An 18,436-nucleotide genomic window follows, 5' to 3' on the forward strand; every position below is an offset into this window, starting at 1 on the left:
TATCGCCCTATTTATAACATGTAAATATTTAGACTTAAACTGATTTCACTACTATTGACATCATATCTGCATTAAGAGAGCACTTTTTCTAATGCCTCCATTTCATCATAGGTAAAATCACAGCGCGTAAAGTTTTGATCAAGAAGAATAGGTACAGAGTTGCTTTCTCCGACTACGGCCAATGCATTACATGTATTTCTAATCATATCACCTATAATGATTGGTCCACCGTTTGAGCCTTTATTAAAATTGGCTGCATATTTAGCATTTATTCCTTGTGCATTGTTTGCACGATATAAAGCTGTTATTGTTTTACCATAAGAGACTAATTTAATCGGCACAATAACAGGGGTTAATTTTTGTCCGTTAATTTCATCGATAACTTTTGCCATTTTATGTGTTCTTAAGAAACACACTAAACTCATCCATGTAACCAACAACAACAAAAGAGTAAGAACCGTAGTAGCCAAAAATAGAGTCCGCATATTATTAATAGCTAAATCGATTGTTACTAGTGATGGATCATCAGCAGAAGCCATAGTTACTACTTTATAATTTTCTTTTGCTCCACCAAGGAAAACGTAATCACGCGTAATAACTTGTCCAGTATCAGTGGTAATTTTCACTGAACAATTATCAATCATACGTTTTGCACGACATTTCCCTTCTACATCATAGTCAACCACAACGGGATTACGTGATATTTTATAATCAGTAATTAATCCAGGATAATTTTTCAGGGCTATAAACATAGCTAACATAAAGAGAATTATTGTCGCACATATTCTTCTTATTTGGTGAAATGAGCCTTCTTGCTTTAGTTTCATAACTTTTAAAGAGCGAGTTGGAAATACTTCTACTAATTTATTCATCAATCCCATTTTATCAATATAGTCCTTATTAAAAATAAAAATTTCATGTCTAAACTAAAATTGTGTTATTAAAGGTTAACCTTTAATAACACAATAAAATTAATAAGCTATTAATTTATTTTATTAAATTAGGTTAAATATTATCATAATATTTACTTTGTAGAAATCACTCGCGTTGTTTACAGTAATTTGAAAACGACTTCAAATTAAATAACTCTGGAAAATTGCTGCTGCCTTGCCATTTTTCGCATATAAATATCAAAACACATGCAAATATTGCGTATCAATAAATGCCCTTTAGGTTGAACTTTAATTATCTTATCATTTACTGTAACTAATCCATCTTGTTGCAATGGCGCGAGTAGTTTTAAGTCTTCAGCAAAATAGTTATCGAACTGGATATGAAATTGTTCTTCTATCACTTTTTTATCTAAATAAAAGTGGCAAATGAGTTGCTTGATTACTTCACGGCGAATGATATCATCTTGATTTAAATTAAATCCTTTCCATAATCCATGACCTTTTTGTTCAACTTGACTTTGATAAGATCTAAGATCTTTTTGGTTTTGCGCATAACTATCTCCTAACATACTAATGGCTGATACACCCAGCCCAAGTAAATCCGCATCTCCTTGCGTTGTATAACCCTGAAAATTACGGTGCAATTGATTTTTTTGTTGGGCAATTGCTAATTCATCAGTGGGTTTGGCAAAATGATCCATGCCGATAAATTGATATCCCGCTTCGGTTAGTTTTTGAATACTTGTGTGTAAAATCTGTAATTTTTGATTAGCATTGGGTAAATCATCATCTTTAATTTTACGCTGCGCTGCAAAACGGCTTGGCAAGTGGGCGTAATTAAATACACTTAAACGATCGGGCGAGATATCAATCACTTTATTGAGCGTTTCGGTAAAACTAGCAACGGTTTGTTTGGGTAAGCCATAAATGAGATCTAGACTAATTGAATGAAAATGATTTTTACGCGCTTGTTCAATCAGTGATCGAATTAAGTTTTCATCTTGTTCGCGATTAATCAGATTTTGAATTTCATGATTAAAATCTTGAATTCCCATGCTTAATCGATTAAACCCAACGTGAGCTAAATGATCAATAGTGTGTGGCGTAATTTCACGAGGATCGATTTCGATCGACAGTTCAGCATTAGCGGCAAAATTGAAATGTTTTTTTAGCGAAGTTATTAGTCGAGTGATTTCATCATCAGTTAAAAAAGTCGGCGTACCGCCCCCCCAGTGCATTTGGGTTACTATGCGCTTATTAAATAATTTGGCACGTTCGGCAATTTCAATATCTAAAATATCAAGGTAGTTTGTAACTTTGTGTTTTTGGCGAGTAATAAGTTTATTACAACCGCAAAAATAACAAAGTTTATGACAAAACGGGATATGCACATAAAGCGATAATGGCTTTGTCGGGTAACGTGTTGCTGCTGATAAAAAATCCTGCTCATTAAAGTCTTCATTAAATTCAAGTGCAGTAGGGTAAGAGGTATATCTTGGACCTGAATAATTGTATTTTTCAATTAATACTTGATCCCATAATTGCGTATCAGCCATGCTTTTTACTTCCGTTTAAGTCTGTTTTTGGTATTGTTATTTTTATGAATTTTTAATATCGGTTTTTGCTGGTTCTTGATTTTTGTTTTAATTTTGATTCGATTGGTTTTATGTAAATATAACAATGTGCAAATCAATAACCCAAAATATAAACTTAACATAATTAATATTGGCATTATGATTTGCTCGCTTTTAAGTTATCAATGGATTGAATAAAAGATAATAGTTTTTAATTTTAAATTATGAGCAGAAATTTAATGATTAGGATCTTATTTCTGCTTGCATTGAGAAAGACACTAATAACATTTGTCTCTTATTAGTTTCGTTTTAATAAACTAACAATATCTTCTTTTTTTTCACCTTCATCTTCAAAGTCATCATCATCAGTATAACCAAGCTCCCGCATCAGTTCATCGATTCGATCCAGTTTGCTATCAAGATAAATTTGTTGATCTTTAGAGAGTTTGGCATTTTGCTCGACTAAATCCAGTAACATATCTAATTTTGGATCATTCTCTAATTGTTCTAATTCTTGCTGTGGCGATAAAACCGATTTGATTGGTTTAGGTTGTTTAACTGGTTTTGTTATAGCGCTTGAACTTTCAACAATTAATGAAATCGGTTTTTTGCTACCGATACGGGGATCTTTGGTAGTTTTTGTCGAATTTTTATTTTTGTTATTATCTTGATTATTAAAGCGCGAGCCACTAGGCAAGCCTTTGTGCTTACGTTTACGCTTTAGCTCCCGAGACTCTTCATTGATTTCTTGGCGGCTTTTTTTAGCTTTTGGTTTCGATTTATTTTTTAACATACATTCTCTGTTTCATATTAAGGTTAACCATTTAACCAGCCTATTTTATCAGTAAGTCTTAAATATAGCTATGATGAAGCAGTCATGCTAATTTAAGATTGTAAAAAAAGAGATTTATGTATAATCTGAGCCCAATAAATTTATGAGATCGAATTAGAGAACAAGATAAAATGAAAAATCATTTGAGCCCTTATATGCAATTTAACCGCCAAGAATGGGCAAGTTTGCGTAATGCGGTACCGATGACGTTAACCCCTGAAGAGTTAACTTCTTTACAAGGAATTAATGAAGACTTGTCTATGAATGAAGTTAGTGACATTTATTTGCCTCTATCAAGATTGCTTAATTATTATATTAGTAATAGCTTTAGCCGGCAGGCCGTACTGTCTAAGTTTTTAGGCAAAAGTCACAAAATCCCTTATATCATTGGTATTGCCGGTAGTGTTGCTGTCGGTAAAAGCACAACAGCAAGGGTATTGCAGGCGTTGTTAACGCGTTGGCCAGAGCATCGTAAAGTGGCTTTAGTTACAACTGATGGATTTTTATATCCCAATAAATGCCTTGAAGAGCGTGGGATAATGAATAAAAAAGGCTTTCCACAATCGTACAATATCAAAAAACTGATCAACTTTGTTGCTGATATAAAGTCAGGACAGCCACAAGTTAAAGCACCCGTTTATTCTCATTTGGTTTATGATATTGTTGAGGATGAAGAAATCGTTATTGATAGTCCTGATATTTTGATTCTTGAAGGGTTAAATGTACTACAAAGTACCTTAAACTATCCGCAAGCAAATAACCGTGTTTTTGTCTCTGATTATGTCGACTTCTCAATTTATGTGGATGCTGAAGTTTCGTTATTACATAATTGGTACGTAAATCGTTTTTTAAAATTTAGAGCGGGAGCATTTAGTGACCCGAACTCTTATTTTAACCACTACTCACAAATTTCAGAACAAGAAGCGGTAAACATTGCTAATCGCATTTGGCACGAAATTAATGAATTAAATTTAGTTGAAAACATCTTACCAACAAAGGAAAGGGCTAGTTTAATTCTGACTAAAGGCAAAGATCACAAAGTTGATTGTGTTCAATTAAGAAAATAATTTTAAGGAGAATTCATATGGAATCAGTAATTCGAGTAATGACTAAAGTAAGCATTATTACTTTGGCGAGTTTATTGTCGTTTGGTGCTTATGCCTCGAATCAAACAGAAGGACTAACGTGTGAAAACAAAAAACAAGCCATTGAAACACAAATTGATTATGCTAAAAAGCATAATAACGCTCACCGAGTTAAAGGACTGGAAAAAGCATTACACGATGTCAATAAGCATTGTTCAAATGATGATTTAGAAGCTAAATACAAAAAAAATGTTAGCGACAAATCCAATAAAGTGGCAGAAAGGACTCAAGCGTTAGCGAAAGCAAAAGCAAAAGGTAATGAACATAAAATTGCCAAACAACAAGCAAAATTAGCCGATGCTGAAAAAGAACTCAATGAAGCTAAAGCTGAATTAGCTAAATTTTATCAAGAATTAAAATTGAAATAAGCGGTAACACACAGATTATTCATCCAATTCACTTGTTTTTCAACCGTGTTTTTATCATTAACTCCATCAATGGTTACTGTTGATGGTGTTAATTTTGTATTAATCCTTGTCATACTAGACTTTTTAAAACAAAAAGAGTATGGTGTGCGCCTCGTTACGTGGTTCGTGAACCTCCCACGCTAAAAAACTAAGGAAACATTATGAGTAAAATTACACTACTTGGCGATCAGTCTGTTCGCTATCCTACAACCTATTGCCCTGAAATACTCGAAACGTTCGATAATAAACATCCGAATAACGACTATTTTGTTAAATTTAATTGCCCAGAATTTACGAGCCTTTGCCCTATCACTGGTCAGCCTGATTTTGCAACGATTTATATTTCGTACGTACCCAATATTAAAATGGTTGAAAGTAAATCGCTAAAGCTTTATCTATTCAGCTTTCGTAATCATGGTGATTATCATGAAGATTGCATTAATATCATTATGAAAGATCTGATTAAATTAATGGATCCTAAATATATTGAAGTTTGGGGTAAATTTACACCACGCGGTGGCATTTCGATTGATCCTTACGCCAACTATGGCAAATTAGGGACTCATTGGCAACAAGTTGCGGCTAATCGATTAGCTAATCACGATATGTATCCAGAAAAAGTGGATAATCGCTAATTTAATCCATCCAAATAGGAACCGTTAATGCAAACTCATAAAGCACTCGTTATATTTTCTGGCGGGCAAGATTCAACCACCTGCTTACTGCAAGCCATTGCTGATTATGGACGTGAAAACGTTCAAGCAATCAGTTTTCACTATGGTCAACGTCATGCAATTGAACTTGAAAAAGCCAAATGGATCGCCAAAGATTTAGGCATAAAGCAAACTGTCATTGATACCTCAGTTATCAAACAAACCACGAATAATGCGCTTATTGACGATTCACAAGAAATTAAATCAGCTCAAGATGGCAATTATCCTAATACCTTTGTGGATGGGCGTAATATGCTCTTTTTACTGTTAGCTGGCTGCCATGCCAAACAGCAGGGGATTTCTGACATTATTATTGGCGTTTGTGAAACCGACTTTAGTGGCTATCCAGATTGTCGCGATATCTTTATTAAATCAATGAATGTATCAATGAATTTAGCCATGGATTATGCGTTTAATCTTATTACACCACTGATGTATTTGACCAAAGCACAAACATGGGAAATGGCCGATAAACTGGGCTATCTTGATTATGTCCAACAACATACCCACACCTGTTATTACGGCGTTGAAGGGGGATGTGGTCAGTGTCCTAGTTGCCTGCTGCGTGATAAGGGCTTGCAAGAATATATGGCTAAGGCTAGATAGATTTATTAATAACTGGGTTCTCTCACCCCATTAAAAAGGAAACAAGATGTACTTAAAGAATCAGTTCGAATCGATAGAAAAAAACTTTACCCGTGGGCAACAGCAAAAAGCGCTTTACTGGTTGGCTTTTTTTCATATATTAGTTATTGCGTCAAGCAATTATTTAGTTCAAATCCCGTTTGATATTTTTGGTTTTCACACCACATGGGGGGCTTTCACGTTTCCATTTATCTTTTTAACTACCGATTTGACCATTCGAATTTATGGTGCAAGCTTGGCAAGAAAGATCATTTTTGTGGTAATGATCCCCGCATTGCTATTTTCATACCTTATTTCGGTGTTATTTTTTGAGACACATTGGGTTGGTTTGTCGGCATTGACCGAATTTAATAGCTTTGTATTTCGAATAGCGCTAGCCAGTTTTGCAGCTTATCTCGTTGGGCAATTGATGGATATCACGGTTTTTAACTATTTAAGAAAAAATAAATCATGGTGGGTTGCACCAACTGCATCAGCAATCTTTGGTAATGGTATTGATACTATTGTCTTTTTTGCTATCGCATTTTATCAAAGTAGCGATGAATTTATGGCAAATCACTGGGCCGAAATTTCGTTAATGGACTATAGTTTCAAAATTCTAATTTGCGGATTATTCTTTTTGCCACTTTATGGTGTGATTTTAAATTTTATTCTCAAAAAATTAGTCGCAACGCCTCACACTAAACATTTCTTATAATCTTAATTTTATTTATTCATTTTAATCAACTAAAAGCTCATCTATTATTGTAGATGAGCTTTTAGTTTTATGTTTAATACTAAAATAAGTACTCACAAAAAACATTCAGAAAATACATTGATTTTATTTGTTTTTTTTATTCTCTTTTTGCGGAGGAATCGCAAAATTTTATTAAACACCCTTTGCCAAATGGCAAATAGCAGTGCATAATATAAGGTTAAAATATAATCAAGTTGAGCTACAATAACGATAATAATATATGAGAATAATATATGAGGTAGAGTGGGTATGGGATTAGTAAAACATTTAGCTATATTGAGCCTATTATTAGCGTTAGTCGGATGTGATAATAAGAAAACGGAGCAAACTGCAAGTGCTCAACAATTAACAACGCAAGCAACAACAAATGTCATTGATAATAATAATGCAGCTAATGTTAGTAATCCTAATGAGGGCAGTGCAATAGCGCAAGAAGAATCGCCAAAACCTGTTTTTAACCCAACCCCAGAATTAATCGAAAAATATCATGGTAAAGCATTAACGGTCATTGATAGTTCTGAAGTCATTCTTGATGGTTCAAGTACACTGGTTATTACCTTTTCGGTTCCTTTAAATCCTAAACTTAATTTTTCTAATTTACTTCGTTTAGTTGATCGCCAAGCCGGTAATGTTGATGGCGCTTGGGAGCTGTCAGATAATGGATTAGAATTAAGACATCGATACCTGGAGCCAAATCGTGAATTAGAACTTACTATCGATAAAATGTTAGCGGCCATTAATGGCAACAGTTTAAAAGAAGTCTATCAGGCGGAAATTAAAACCCAAGATCGCAAGCCGATGGTGGGCTTTGCCAGTAGTGGTTTTTTGCTACCAAGTAGATCAATGAGTGGTTTACCTGTTATCACTCTTAATGTGAATAAAATTGATGTTAATTTTTTTAAAATCAGACCAGAGCAGTTATCTGATTTTGTTGCTGATTATGGTTTTATTGACCAAGTGACCAGTTGGAACTCAAAGAATATTAATCAATTCGCTGAATTAGTTTATTCGTCTCGATTTGATCTTAATCCTAAACGTAATTTTCAAGAAACGGTATTACTTAACCTATCTTCAATTCCAGAGTTACAGCAAGAAGGTGTTTATTTTGCTGTTATGAATCAAGCTGGAACCTATGATTATTCAAATCCCGCAACAATGTTTTCAATCAGTAATATTGGTGTTGCGGTGCATGCTTACGAGAATGGTAAATTATCTGTCATTACCCTTGGACTTGACAATGGCAAACCTCTTTCCGATATGAATTTATCTGTTTTATGTAGCAAAAGTATCAAAGACAGTAATAAGAACTGTACAACGGTTTCAACCCAAACCGACTCTACTGGTTATGCTGAAGTGACTTTACCAAAAGGCATGGATTATGCCTTACTTACCGTAAATGATGGAAAACAGATTTCTTTGGTGAGTTTAGAACGTAATGCTTTAAATTTAACCGAGTATAACTTGACCGGTTCTGCTTTTTATCAAAAACAACTATTTGCTTTTGGAGCCCGTGATTTATATCGTCCTCAAGAAACGGTCTATTTTAATGCGCTTTTGCGTAATGCTGATGGTAAGCCATTGCCGGTGCAACCCATTATTGTTGATGTTTTGTCACCAGATGATCAAATTGTTGAAACTTTTACTATCAGTGCCAAAGCTGACTCAAACGGTTTATATCAATGGCAATATGTTATTCCTGCTAATGCAGCAACAGGTAAATGGGCATTCCGGTTTAATTTAGGCGATAATAATTACCGTTACGCGTGGTTTCGTGTCGAAGAATTTTTGCCAGAGCGCATGGCAATGGAAATGACCACAGCATCAAATAAACCTATTATGTTTGATAAAAGTGTCAATTTTGATGTTAAAGGTTGGTACCTTTATGGTGCCCCAGCGGCAGGCAATAATTTAGAAGGTAATATTTATCTTAAAAAAATTGATTCAATCCCTGAACTTGCTGATTATAAAATTGGTGATGTGACTGACAGTAATCTTGCTCATCAACTTGATAATATTGAGACGACGTTAGATAAAAACGGGATCGCAAAAGTTGGGATAGATACTAGCAATTGGGGTAAATTGAACTCTCCAATTAAACTTATTTTGCAAGCAAGTTTACTCGATTCAGGGGGGCGTCCTGTTACACGTTATGCCAGCCAAACTATTTGGCCCTGTGAGCAAATACCTGCCGTGCGAGCACTATTTTCCCAATCGCCTTATTACGATTGGTCATCAGATCGGTACGAAAACAGCCCAACAGTTGATAAAGGCGCTAATGCAGAGTTTGAAGTGGCCTATATTAACATCGATGGCGAGAAGCTGGCTGCAAATCATTTAAAGGCGAGAATTATTCGTGAACGTCGTAATTATTATTGGAGTTGGTCTGACGATGCTGGATGGCATCAAGAATACAATTCAAGTGAATTTGTTGCGCAAGAACAACCACTTTCTATTGATGCCAATGGCACAACCAAAGTCAGCTACCAAACAGATGATTATGGCTCTTACCGTATTGAAATTGTCGATACTAAAAATAACATCACCAGTAGCTTACGTTTTAGAAGTGGTTACAATTGGGAAGATAACACTAATGGTACCAATGCTGTTCGCCCAGATCAGGTTAAATTAAGTCTGGATAAAACGGTCTATTCAGTTGGAGATACTGCTAAAATACATGTACAAGCCCCAGTCGCTGGATCGGGTTATATCGCACTTGAAACCAATGATGGTATGTTATGGAAACAAGATATTACCGTTGATGAAAACGGACTTGATGTCGAAATCCCAATTCAAGATTGGGGACGTCATGATATTTATATTAATGCGATGATTATTCGCCCATCAACCAATGCTGAAGTACAAACGGTTAAACGAGCAATTGGATTGCTATATTTACCCATTGATACTTTGAATCGTCAATTAAATGTGAGTATTGAAGCGCCGAAAAAGACAGAACCTGAAAAAACGATTCCAATAAAAGTCAAAATGGATAAAAGCGCAATCCAACAAGATCGTAAGGTAACGGTATTAGTTTCGGCAGTTGATTCAGGTGTATTAAACATTACTAATTTTGCCACACCTGATCCTTACAGTGCGTTTTTAGGTCGTAAACGTTATGATGTCGATCTATATGATGTATATGGCAAATTGATTGAAGGAAAAGGACGCAATGTGAATGTGAGTTTTGGCGGTGATGCTTTGCTCGGTGTGGCAAACACCGGTGGTAACAAAACATTAACCGAAGTCAATATTATTTCTCAGCAATTACAAATTATCACGCTTAACGATGAGGGCGAAGGTGTTGTTGATCTGGCTTTGCCTAATTTTAATGGTGAATTACGCATCATGGTTCAAGCATGGGATGATAATCGCTATGGCAAGGCTGAACAAGTAATGACAGTTGCATCGCCAGTGGTTGCAGAGCTATCGACTCCGCGCTTTTTATCGGGTGGTGATCAGGCTAGCTTGGCGTTAGATCTTAATAATTTAACCGAAAAAACACAAACAATGCAAATCGAAGTGACAACTGACGGTTTGATTCATCAAAATACAGTTAAGAGCACGCCAATAACACTAGATAGTAAGCAAAGACAAATTATTCAAGTGCCCGTTGTTGCTGATTATGGCTATGGACAAGGTATTGTAACTATTAATGTCAAGGGGATTTTGTTAGATGATGGTTCTGATTACCAAATCAAACGCTCATGGAAAGTCGGAGTTAGACCTGCTTATGTCGCAACGACAAAATATTATGCGGCAGCAATAAATGGGGGAGACAGTTGGATATTACCTAAAGATAGTATTACTGAAATGATTGAAAACACGGTTGATGGTAAATTAATCGTATCAAATCAACCACCTCTCAATATTGCTCAGTACATTAAAGAATTATTTGCCTATCCATATGGTTGCTTGGAACAGACCATTAGTGGCTTAATGCCATCATTATATGCAAACCAAGAACAGCTCACTGCTTTAGGAGTTAAAACTGAATCCGATGAGCAACGACGCGAAAAAGTACAATTAGGTATTTCACGAATCTTATCAATGCAACGCAATAATGGTAGTTTTGGTTTATGGAATAAAGAGAGTGCTGAAGAACATTGGTTAACCGTGTATGCAACCGACTTTTTATTACAAGCAAAAGAACGAGGATATAATGTTAATAATGGTGCGCTTGATGCAGCTATTGCTCGTATTAGCCAATATATTTACGATGCTAATGCATTTAATAATTTACAAAGCTATTATGATAATTCACAAGTAAGCAATTATACGCAATTTGCTACTAAAGCTTATGCTTTAATGGTACTGGCAAAGCAAAATAAAATTACGGTACCAATGCGTAATGAGATCAATCGAATGTATCAACAGATCACTGAGAGTGATTTTAAGGTGTTGTCACCATTACCTGTTGCTCAGTTAGCACTATCTGCTAAATTAGCTGGTTTTGACAACGTCTATAACAGCTTGATGCCACAAGTATTTACAACAAGTTATGATAATCAATATGCTTGGCTTGGCGAATATGGTAGTGCGATTCGTGATAATGCGTTAGTCTTATCATTGTTGATTGAAAACGGATTAAGTGCTGATAAACAAGCTGATTATTTAATTCATTTATCTGATCTACTTAATGATACTCGTTATTTTTCAACACAGGAACTTAATGCATTATTTGTGGCAGGCTGGTCATTGGAACAACATAAATCTTCGCATAAATTTGATGTTGCGATCAATGAACAGTCAAATGAGGTCGATTCTGCATTATCGCGCTCTTTTGATGTTGGTAATTTAGCGAGTGGCTTGACGATTTCGAACCCAAAAGATGCTCAGCCTCTTTATATTAAATTCACAGTGTCAGGCTATGATAAAAACGCCCCCGCGCCAACTAGTGATGAAAATGTATTAACAATTAAACGTGCTTACTATGATTTGAAAGGTAATAAAATTCAACCTGATAAAATGAAAGTAGGGGATTTAATGGTAGTTGTATTAGATGTTAATTCACATAAAGAAGCTGTTCATGATGCATTAATTGTTGATTTTTTACCTGCTGGTCTTGAACTAGAAAACCAAAATCTAACCAACAGCAGTGTTAGCTTACAGGCGATCCCTGAATTAGCTAATTTGTTGAAAGATGAAGATAGCAATGATGTTAAATATCAAGAATTTCGTGATGATAGATACGTCGCAGCCGTTGATATTAATCATTATATGAGTGAAGATACCTATCGCACTCGTGTTGCTTATTTAGTTAGGGCTGTGACGGCAGGTAATTATATGATGCCATACCCTTATGTTGAATCAATGTATCGTCCTGATAGGTTTGCAATTGGTCAATCTGTTGATGTCATGTCAGTTGTTGAGCGCAATGCAGAACCTAATGAACCAAAGCAACAATAGTATTAAAACATTAATTCAGATTAATGACTAAAAATATAAACAAATTGATTATCCGCTAACAAACGTTAGCGGTATCTTTTTATACTAAAACGTAGAGTTTCCTGAAACTTTTTGACAAAATGAAAAAGTACCTGCTTAACATTCTAGCTTTCGTGTTTTTTTTCATCCTTTTATTGCTAGGCTGCTTTTTTGTTGCCGATCACTTATTTCCATTATCGATTGCAAAAAATAAAAACACACAAACCATTCTTGCGCAAGATGGCACACCACTTTGGCGATTTGCTGATGAAAATGGTATTTGGCGATATCCTATTCAATTAGATGAAGTGCCCAATGATTACCTTGATGTATTATTAAATTATGAAGATCGCCACTTTTATGATCACTTTGGTGTTAATCCCGCATCGTTACTGCGAGCAGCTTGGCAAAACATCACCAATAAAAAAATTATTTCAGGTGGCAGTACTATTTCGATGCAGGTTGCAAGATTGCTTGATCCTCACGATCGTTCCATAGCTGGAAAGTTACAACAAATATTTCGAACGCTACAACTTGAATTATATTTTACCAAAGATGAGATTTTAACTTTATATATCAACCGTGCACCATTTGGTGGAACAATCGAAGGCTTCGGGGCAGCGAGCTGGTCATATTTTGGCAAAGCACCAAAAGCGTTAACACGTGGCGAAGCGGTTTTATTAGCGGTATTGCCACAAGCGCCAAGTCGTTTGCGTCCGGATAGGTATCCTCAGCGCGCCAAACAAGCTCGAGACAAAGTTTTAGCAAGATTAGCTCAATATCAAGTATGGTCATCCGATATTATTGAGCAAGTTCGAAAGGAAGAAGTGTGGGTTTACCCACGTAAAAAGCCACAACTAGCACCTTTATTAGCGCGAAGATTAAGTCAGCAATATCCTGATGTTGATATCATTCATTCAACGATCGATCACTCTCTTCAGTATAACCTTGAAGATATTGCGTCTAATCGTAAAAATCAGCTACCCCCTAAAACTTCGCTGGCTATTTTAATAGTCGATCATACCGATATGTCAGTAAAGGGCTATGTTGGTTCAGCAGATTTTAATGATAAAGAAAGATTTGGTCAGGTTGATATGATAAGTGCACTTCGCTCACCTGGATCGACATTAAAACCTTTTATGTATGCACTCGCGATTGATGATGGTATGATTCATTCTGAATCGTTATTGCAAGATACGCCTCGAATCAGTTCTGATTATCGTCCTACCAATTTTGATGAAGATTTTTATGGACCAATCAGTGCCTCAGAGGCATTAAAAAACTCATTGAACTTACCTGCTGTTCAGTTAATTGAACTCTATGGTCCAAAACGGTTTACCGGCAAACTTGCTAGTGTTGGGTTGTCACTGGTATCTACTGGAAATAATCCTAATATTTCGTATATATTAGGTGGTGCATCGTTAAGAATGGATCATTTGGTCAGTGCCTATAGTGCCTTTGCTCGTCATGGACAAGTCAGCCCTTTACGTTTTACACAAGATGAACCATTGTTAAGTAAGCCATTTATTAGCGATGGCAGCGCATGGATCACAAGGCAGATGTTAGTTAATCATCAGCAACTTGTTTACAAAACAGGTACTAGCTATGGCTATCGTGATGCTTGGGCGATTGGTGTTAATCCTCGCTATTTGATTGGCATTTGGGTCGGGCGTCCAGATGGCACGCCAGTTGTTGGTCAATATGGCGCCATCACAGCAGTGCCAATTTTGCAACAAGTTAATACATTGTTATTAAATAAAGAGCGACGACTCAATCGACCATTACCTTTAGTAACAAAACCAGCAACGGTAACTTCAGAAAAAATTTGTTGGCCATCAGGGCAAATATTGCCTACAAATGACGAAAACTGCCATCGCCAAAAAAATGCTTGGATATTAAATAATATGGTCCCCCCAACGCTTGATACTTTCACAGTGCTTAATAACAATCTCTACCGTTCAGGATGGGTAACGATCTGGGTCAATGATGCAGGAAAACGGGTATCAGCAGATTGTAGTAATGCGCATAAAAAACAGATTGCACTTTGGCCAATCGCTTTAGAAAATTGGCTGTTACCCAAAGAGCGTCGGCAATCGTTGTTCCCTGAGGTTGATAAAAATTGCCCTGTATTTGGTAAAGATATTTTTTTGCCACTGAATATCATTGGATTACGGGATAACCAATTAGTAAAACGTTTACCAGGGCAACACGATGTCACCATTGATGTAACACCACAAGGTGGTACAGGCGATAAATGGTGGTTTTTAGATGGTGAACTGATTGAGCAAACACATGACGATCAAAAAGTTGCTTTAACGGTAACTCAAAAAGGTTTACATCGTCTATTATTATTAGACCAAAGCGGGCAAATTTCGCGAATGGCATTTACCCTTGATTAACTCGGAGCAAGCATGACTATTGAACGAACATTATCCATTATCAAACCCAATGCCGTTAAAAAGCAATTGATTGGTGAAATTGAAACCCGTATCAGCCAAGCAAGACTTAACATTATTGCCCTAAAAATGCTTAGATTAACGAAAGAACAAGCTGAAGGCTTTTATGCTGAGCATCAAGGTAAATCATTTTTTGATAAATTAGTTAAATTTATGATATCTGGCCCGATAGTGGTTCAGATTTTAGAAGGTGAAAATGCCGTTCAGCGTTATCGGGAACTGATGGGACCGACTGATTTATCTAAAGCAACAGCGGGCACTTTACGAGCGGACTTTGCTGACAGCATGACCGAAAATGCTGTGCATGGTTCAGATTCTTTAACCGCAGCCGAAAAAGAAATTGCTTACTTTTTTGTCGATGGTGAGATAGTTGGGTAATTCAATTTTATAAAATACCATGTTGTATTGCGTATTACCGTTATTCCAGGATTCTTTTTTAAAACATGATCGATATAACTTTAAGTTATAACCATGTGAGTATTTGTTATTTATACAGACGGTTCTTTGTTGATAGACTTTAGCGGTACATAACTTTTACTGGGAAAATAGAATGAAATTGTTGACTAAATCACTCACTGTTGTCGCATTAATAAGTAGTTTGTTAGGTGCAAATTTTGTTTATGCAGATCGCCTTGATGACATTGAAAAACGCGGGGAAATCAAAATAGCCGTGTTTGATAGTAACCCGCCATTTGGATATGTTGACGAAAAGACCAATAAAATTGTTGGTCTTGACGTTGATTATGCCAATGAAATAGCTAAAGCACTGAATGTGAAAATTGATCTTGTACCAACTAATCCAGCCAATCGAATTCCGTTATTAACTTCCCAAAAAGCCGATTTAATTGTTGCTAACTTTACTGTAACTGATGAAAGGGCAAAAACTGTTGATTTTAGTTTGCCTTATTTTGCGACTGGTCAAAAATTTCTCGCGAAAAAGGGCGTTTTAAAATCAGCTGATGATTTGAAAAATCTGCGTATCGGTGCTGATAAAGGTACGGTGATGGAAATCACACTACGCGAAAAATACCCAACGGCTAAAGTGATTTCTTATGATGATACACCATTTGCCTTTGCGGCATTACGTAATGGTGTTGTCCAAGCAATTACTCAAGATGATGCCAAATTAATTGGTTTACTCGCTAATGTACCGGAAGAACAACGCGCAGCATTTGAAATTTCGCCATTTAGTATCACCCAAGAATATCAAGCAGTTGGTATACCAAAAGGGGAAGAACGCTTAAAAGAAAAAGTCAACCAAATTTTATTAACACTTGAAAAAGATGGTCAAGCGTTAACAATTTATAACCGTTGGTTTGGACCTGAAACCACATCAGCCATGCCTCGTGGTGACTTTAAAATAGGTAAAGGTCAGTAAGTTATGCACGAGCAATTACTAGAATCCCGTTATTGGTGGTGGTTATGGGATGGTTTTTTAGTTACGTTAGCTATCTCATTGCTTACTATCGTCTTTTCAACATTATTGGGTTTTTTATTAGTTATTGCTCAACAAAGCTCGATAAAGATTATTCAAGGGATTGTAATGGGGTATAACGCAATTTTTCGTTATTCCCCATTATTACCTCAACTCTTTTTTTGGTATTTTGGTGTGGGTAATTTATTACCAGTCGAATTTAAGTTATGGCTATTTGATGAACCACAAATTTCGTTTTTCTTTTTTTCACTGAAAATGCCTTCCTTTGAATTTATGATTGGTTTAGTTGGTTTAACGTGTTATTCCAGTGCTTTTATTGCCGAAGAGTTTAGAGCCGGCATTGCTGGTGTAAGGCAGGGGCAAGGGCAGGCTTCATTAGCATTAGGGTTAACTTGGTGGCAAAGTATGCGATTTATTATTTTACCGCAAAGCTTGCGTATTGCCTTTCCGCCTTTAATTGGTCAGTATATGAATATTATCAAAAATTCATCGTTAACAATGGCTATTGGTGTACTAGAGCTTTCTTATGTATCGCGTCAAGTTGAAACCGAATCATTAAAAACCTTTCAAGATTTTGCCATTGCAACTTTATTATATATTTTGGCAATAGTGATAGTTGGAACTTTAGGTAATATTTATCAAGCAAAACGATTACAAATAGGTAAGGTGTAATCAATTATGGAAATCAAAGGATTAGCGGTTATTTATAACAATTTAAGTTATATGATGTGGGGAAACTTTCCCGGAGGCATTTTTTTAACGTTGTTAATGAGTTTTGCTGCAATTATCGTTTCAACCCTGTTAGGTATTTTGGCTGGCGTAGGGTTGACTGTCTTAAAAGGAACAGTGCGCTATTTATTAGTCAGTATACTTGGTTTTTTAAGAGCAATCCCTGTTATTATGCTTATTTTTTGGACTTACTTTTTATTACCTGTATTGCTTAATGTTGATGTGCCAGCTATCGCAACGGTGATATGTGCACTATCTTTAATTGGCGCTGCATATATTGGTCATTCAGTGCATGCCGGCATGATTGCAGTGGCTAAAGATCAATGGCAAGCAGCATTTTCATTAGGGTTGACTAAAAAGCAAGTTATTTTATTTATCATTTTACCACAAGCTCTTAAAATGATGTTGCCGTCTTTTGTCAATCAGTGGGTATCACTTATTAAAGATACGTCTTTAGCCTATATTGTCGGCGTGGCGGAATTTACTTTTATAGCTACTCAAGTTAATAATCGTAGTATGGTTTATCCAACTGAGATCTTTTTATTTGTTATTGTTGTTTATTTTATTATTTGCGCATCGCTTGATTTTGCGGTTTCGATTTTATCAAAATTGCGATTATTTTGTTATTAAATAATATGTAGGAAAACGCCAAGTTATTTACACTTCATGATTAAAATAATCCTCTCTCCCTATAAAACGTTAGCTTTTTTATGTATATTGATTACCGTATTTGCTCCAATGACTGTAAACAACGCAAGTAGTTCCTATAATTTACCTTTTGTTTTATTATTTTTCTTTCGATTTGCGCTGAGTGATGTCATCTTTTGGGTAAAGTTAACAACTTCAAAAAATTTTAATTGTTAAAGTATCACATTGCTTAAATCGCTTTTTAAATAAAGACGTTAAGCCGCTACCATATACTCGTTTAGCTAACAGATATTATTGTTATTAAGCAAAGGTATTGATTAAAAAGGTTAACTTTGCGTTAAAATAGTTTATACTCTGTTCGCATTATCGTTTATGCTTAAAACAAGACAATAAAGAACGATAAGCCAATAACCTTATTAACAATAAAATATAGCGATTTTAGGGAAAATAGGAAAACCATATGGCGAATGGCTTTAATCGCCTTTTTGGACAATTAGGTAAAGGATTGATTGACGGATTAATGGCGGGTTTAGGCTGCATTAGCCATAACGGCTATACCTTAACCGTTGAGGGGCTGCGCTCGTCGATTTCGGTTTGGTATGTTGACGGTGATGAGTGGTTAAATCAGCCTTGGCGTTATGTGATTACTTCTACTCGTTACGATAAAGCCTTATCCATTGAGGCGACTCTCAATCAAAAAGCCAGTTTTTCTTTTCATTCAGCTAGCTATCAAACCTTAATGTCAACAATCTCCGCGTTAAGTAACTTCCTATCGGTCAATGATAAACCGTCTTTGTAT

Annotated in this window: 15 protein-coding genes and 1 riboswitch; of the genes, 12 read left to right on the top strand and 3 right to left on the bottom strand. The window is 35.8% G+C overall.

Features of this window, described 5'->3' with window-relative positions; genetic code table 11:
• Nucleotides 1-71: 71 nt before the first annotated feature.
• The 3 genes from A9G22_RS09185 to yihI all read right to left on the bottom strand — a co-directional run bounded on the left by A9G22_RS09185 (nt 72) and on the right by yihI (nt 3,260).
• Nucleotides 72-872 carry a hypothetical protein gene (locus tag A9G22_RS09185; protein ID WP_141670035.1) on the bottom strand — a complete coding sequence of 267 codons (801 nt, stop codon included), beginning with the start codon at nt 870-872 and terminating at the stop codon, nt 72-74.
• Nucleotides 873-1,078: 206 nt separating this feature from the next.
• The gene (gene hemN / locus A9G22_RS09190) at nt 1,079-2,449 is read right to left on the bottom strand and encodes an oxygen-independent coproporphyrinogen III oxidase (RefSeq protein ID WP_075508744.1); all 1,371 of its coding nucleotides are present in this window, start codon (nt 2,447-2,449) and stop codon (nt 1,079-1,081) included.
• A 316-nt stretch (nt 2,450-2,765) separates the two neighbouring features.
• Nucleotides 2,766-3,260: a Der GTPase-activating protein YihI gene (gene yihI, locus A9G22_RS09195; protein WP_075508745.1), complete on the bottom strand. Its 495-nt coding sequence runs from the start codon at nt 3,258-3,260 to the stop codon at nt 2,766-2,768.
• A 170-nt stretch (nt 3,261-3,430) separates the two neighbouring features.
• On the opposite strand from yihI, the gene coaA reads away from it, so the two are divergent.
• The 12 genes from coaA to A9G22_RS09255 form a co-directional block, all read left to right on the top strand.
• Nucleotides 3,431-4,366: a type I pantothenate kinase gene (gene coaA, locus A9G22_RS09200; RefSeq protein ID WP_065587475.1), complete on the top strand. Its 936-nt coding sequence runs from the start codon at nt 3,431-3,433 to the stop codon at nt 4,364-4,366.
• 17 nt (nt 4,367-4,383) lie between these two features.
• On the top strand, nt 4,384-4,812 hold the full coding sequence (locus A9G22_RS09205; RefSeq protein WP_065587476.1) for a DUF1090 domain-containing protein: 429 nt from the start codon (nt 4,384-4,386) through the stop codon (nt 4,810-4,812).
• Nucleotides 4,813-4,964: 152 nt separating this feature from the next.
• Nucleotides 4,965-5,009: riboswitch (PreQ1 riboswitch) on the top strand.
• 3 nt (nt 5,010-5,012) lie between these two features.
• Nucleotides 5,013-5,486, top strand: a complete 474-nt coding sequence (gene queF, locus A9G22_RS09210) for a preQ(1) synthase (RefSeq protein WP_065587477.1) — start codon at nt 5,013-5,015, stop codon at nt 5,484-5,486.
• 27 nt (nt 5,487-5,513) lie between these two features.
• Complete coding sequence (gene queC, locus A9G22_RS09215) at nt 5,514-6,170, top strand: 7-cyano-7-deazaguanine synthase QueC (protein ID WP_075508746.1); 657 nt, start codon at nt 5,514-5,516, stop codon at nt 6,168-6,170.
• A gap of 46 nt (nt 6,171-6,216) precedes the next feature.
• Nucleotides 6,217-6,906 carry a 7-cyano-7-deazaguanine/7-aminomethyl-7-deazaguanine transporter gene (locus A9G22_RS09220; protein ID WP_065587479.1) on the top strand — a complete coding sequence of 230 codons (690 nt, stop codon included), beginning with the start codon at nt 6,217-6,219 and terminating at the stop codon, nt 6,904-6,906.
• 288 nt (nt 6,907-7,194) lie between these two features.
• Nucleotides 7,195-12,351: an alpha-2-macroglobulin family protein gene (locus tag A9G22_RS09225; protein WP_075508747.1), complete on the top strand. Its 5,157-nt coding sequence runs from the start codon at nt 7,195-7,197 to the stop codon at nt 12,349-12,351.
• Between the two features lie 119 nt (nt 12,352-12,470).
• On the top strand, nt 12,471-14,768 hold the full coding sequence (gene pbpC, locus A9G22_RS09230; protein ID WP_075508748.1) for a penicillin-binding protein 1C: 2,298 nt from the start codon (nt 12,471-12,473) through the stop codon (nt 14,766-14,768).
• A gap of 12 nt (nt 14,769-14,780) precedes the next feature.
• Nucleotides 14,781-15,203, top strand: a complete 423-nt coding sequence (gene ndk / locus A9G22_RS09235; RefSeq protein WP_075508749.1) for a nucleoside-diphosphate kinase — start codon at nt 14,781-14,783, stop codon at nt 15,201-15,203.
• A gap of 172 nt (nt 15,204-15,375) precedes the next feature.
• Nucleotides 15,376-16,203 carry an ABC transporter substrate-binding protein gene (locus tag A9G22_RS09240; protein WP_065587483.1) on the top strand — a complete coding sequence of 276 codons (828 nt, stop codon included), beginning with the start codon at nt 15,376-15,378 and terminating at the stop codon, nt 16,201-16,203.
• Nucleotides 16,204-16,206: 3 nt separating this feature from the next.
• A complete protein-coding gene (locus A9G22_RS09245) occupies nt 16,207-16,932 on the top strand; it encodes an amino acid ABC transporter permease (protein ID WP_065587484.1) in 726 nt (241 codons plus the stop codon).
• Nucleotides 16,933-16,938: 6 nt separating this feature from the next.
• The gene (locus A9G22_RS09250) at nt 16,939-17,619 is read left to right on the top strand and encodes an amino acid ABC transporter permease (RefSeq protein WP_065587485.1); all 681 of its coding nucleotides are present in this window, start codon (nt 16,939-16,941) and stop codon (nt 17,617-17,619) included.
• Between the two features lie 478 nt (nt 17,620-18,097).
• The coding region (locus A9G22_RS09255; RefSeq protein WP_141670036.1) for a hypothetical protein at nt 18,098-18,436 on the top strand (339 nt) is incomplete at its 3' end.

The organism is Gilliamella sp. App2-1 (assembly GCF_001690255.1).
In the GTDB taxonomy this organism is placed as follows: Bacteria; Pseudomonadota; Gammaproteobacteria; order Enterobacterales; family Orbaceae; genus Gilliamella; species Gilliamella apicola_G.

Bases quoted from the DNA above. Each gene is read 5' to 3' on its own strand.
- A9G22_RS09185 (WP_141670035.1), bottom strand. From the start codon at position 872: ATGAATAAATTAGTAGAAGTATTTCCAACTCGCTCTTTAAAAGTTATG.
- hemN (WP_075508744.1), bottom strand. From the start codon at position 2,449: ATGGCTGATACGCAATTATGGGATCAAGTATTAATTGAAAAATACAAT.
- yihI (WP_075508745.1), bottom strand. From the start codon at position 3,260: ATGTTAAAAAATAAATCGAAACCAAAAGCTAAAAAAAGCCGCCAAGAA.
- coaA (WP_065587475.1), top strand. From the start codon at position 3,431: ATGAAAAATCATTTGAGCCCTTATATGCAATTTAACCGCCAAGAATGG.
- A9G22_RS09205 (WP_065587476.1), top strand. From the start codon at position 4,384: ATGGAATCAGTAATTCGAGTAATGACTAAAGTAAGCATTATTACTTTG.
- queF (WP_065587477.1), top strand. From the start codon at position 5,013: ATGAGTAAAATTACACTACTTGGCGATCAGTCTGTTCGCTATCCTACA.
- queC (WP_075508746.1), top strand. From the start codon at position 5,514: ATGCAAACTCATAAAGCACTCGTTATATTTTCTGGCGGGCAAGATTCA.
- A9G22_RS09220 (WP_065587479.1), top strand. From the start codon at position 6,217: ATGTACTTAAAGAATCAGTTCGAATCGATAGAAAAAAACTTTACCCGT.
- A9G22_RS09225 (WP_075508747.1), top strand. From the start codon at position 7,195: ATGGGATTAGTAAAACATTTAGCTATATTGAGCCTATTATTAGCGTTA.
- pbpC (WP_075508748.1), top strand. From the start codon at position 12,471: ATGAAAAAGTACCTGCTTAACATTCTAGCTTTCGTGTTTTTTTTCATC.
- ndk (WP_075508749.1), top strand. From the start codon at position 14,781: ATGACTATTGAACGAACATTATCCATTATCAAACCCAATGCCGTTAAA.
- A9G22_RS09240 (WP_065587483.1), top strand. From the start codon at position 15,376: ATGAAATTGTTGACTAAATCACTCACTGTTGTCGCATTAATAAGTAGT.
- A9G22_RS09245 (WP_065587484.1), top strand. From the start codon at position 16,207: ATGCACGAGCAATTACTAGAATCCCGTTATTGGTGGTGGTTATGGGAT.
- A9G22_RS09250 (WP_065587485.1), top strand. From the start codon at position 16,939: ATGGAAATCAAAGGATTAGCGGTTATTTATAACAATTTAAGTTATATG.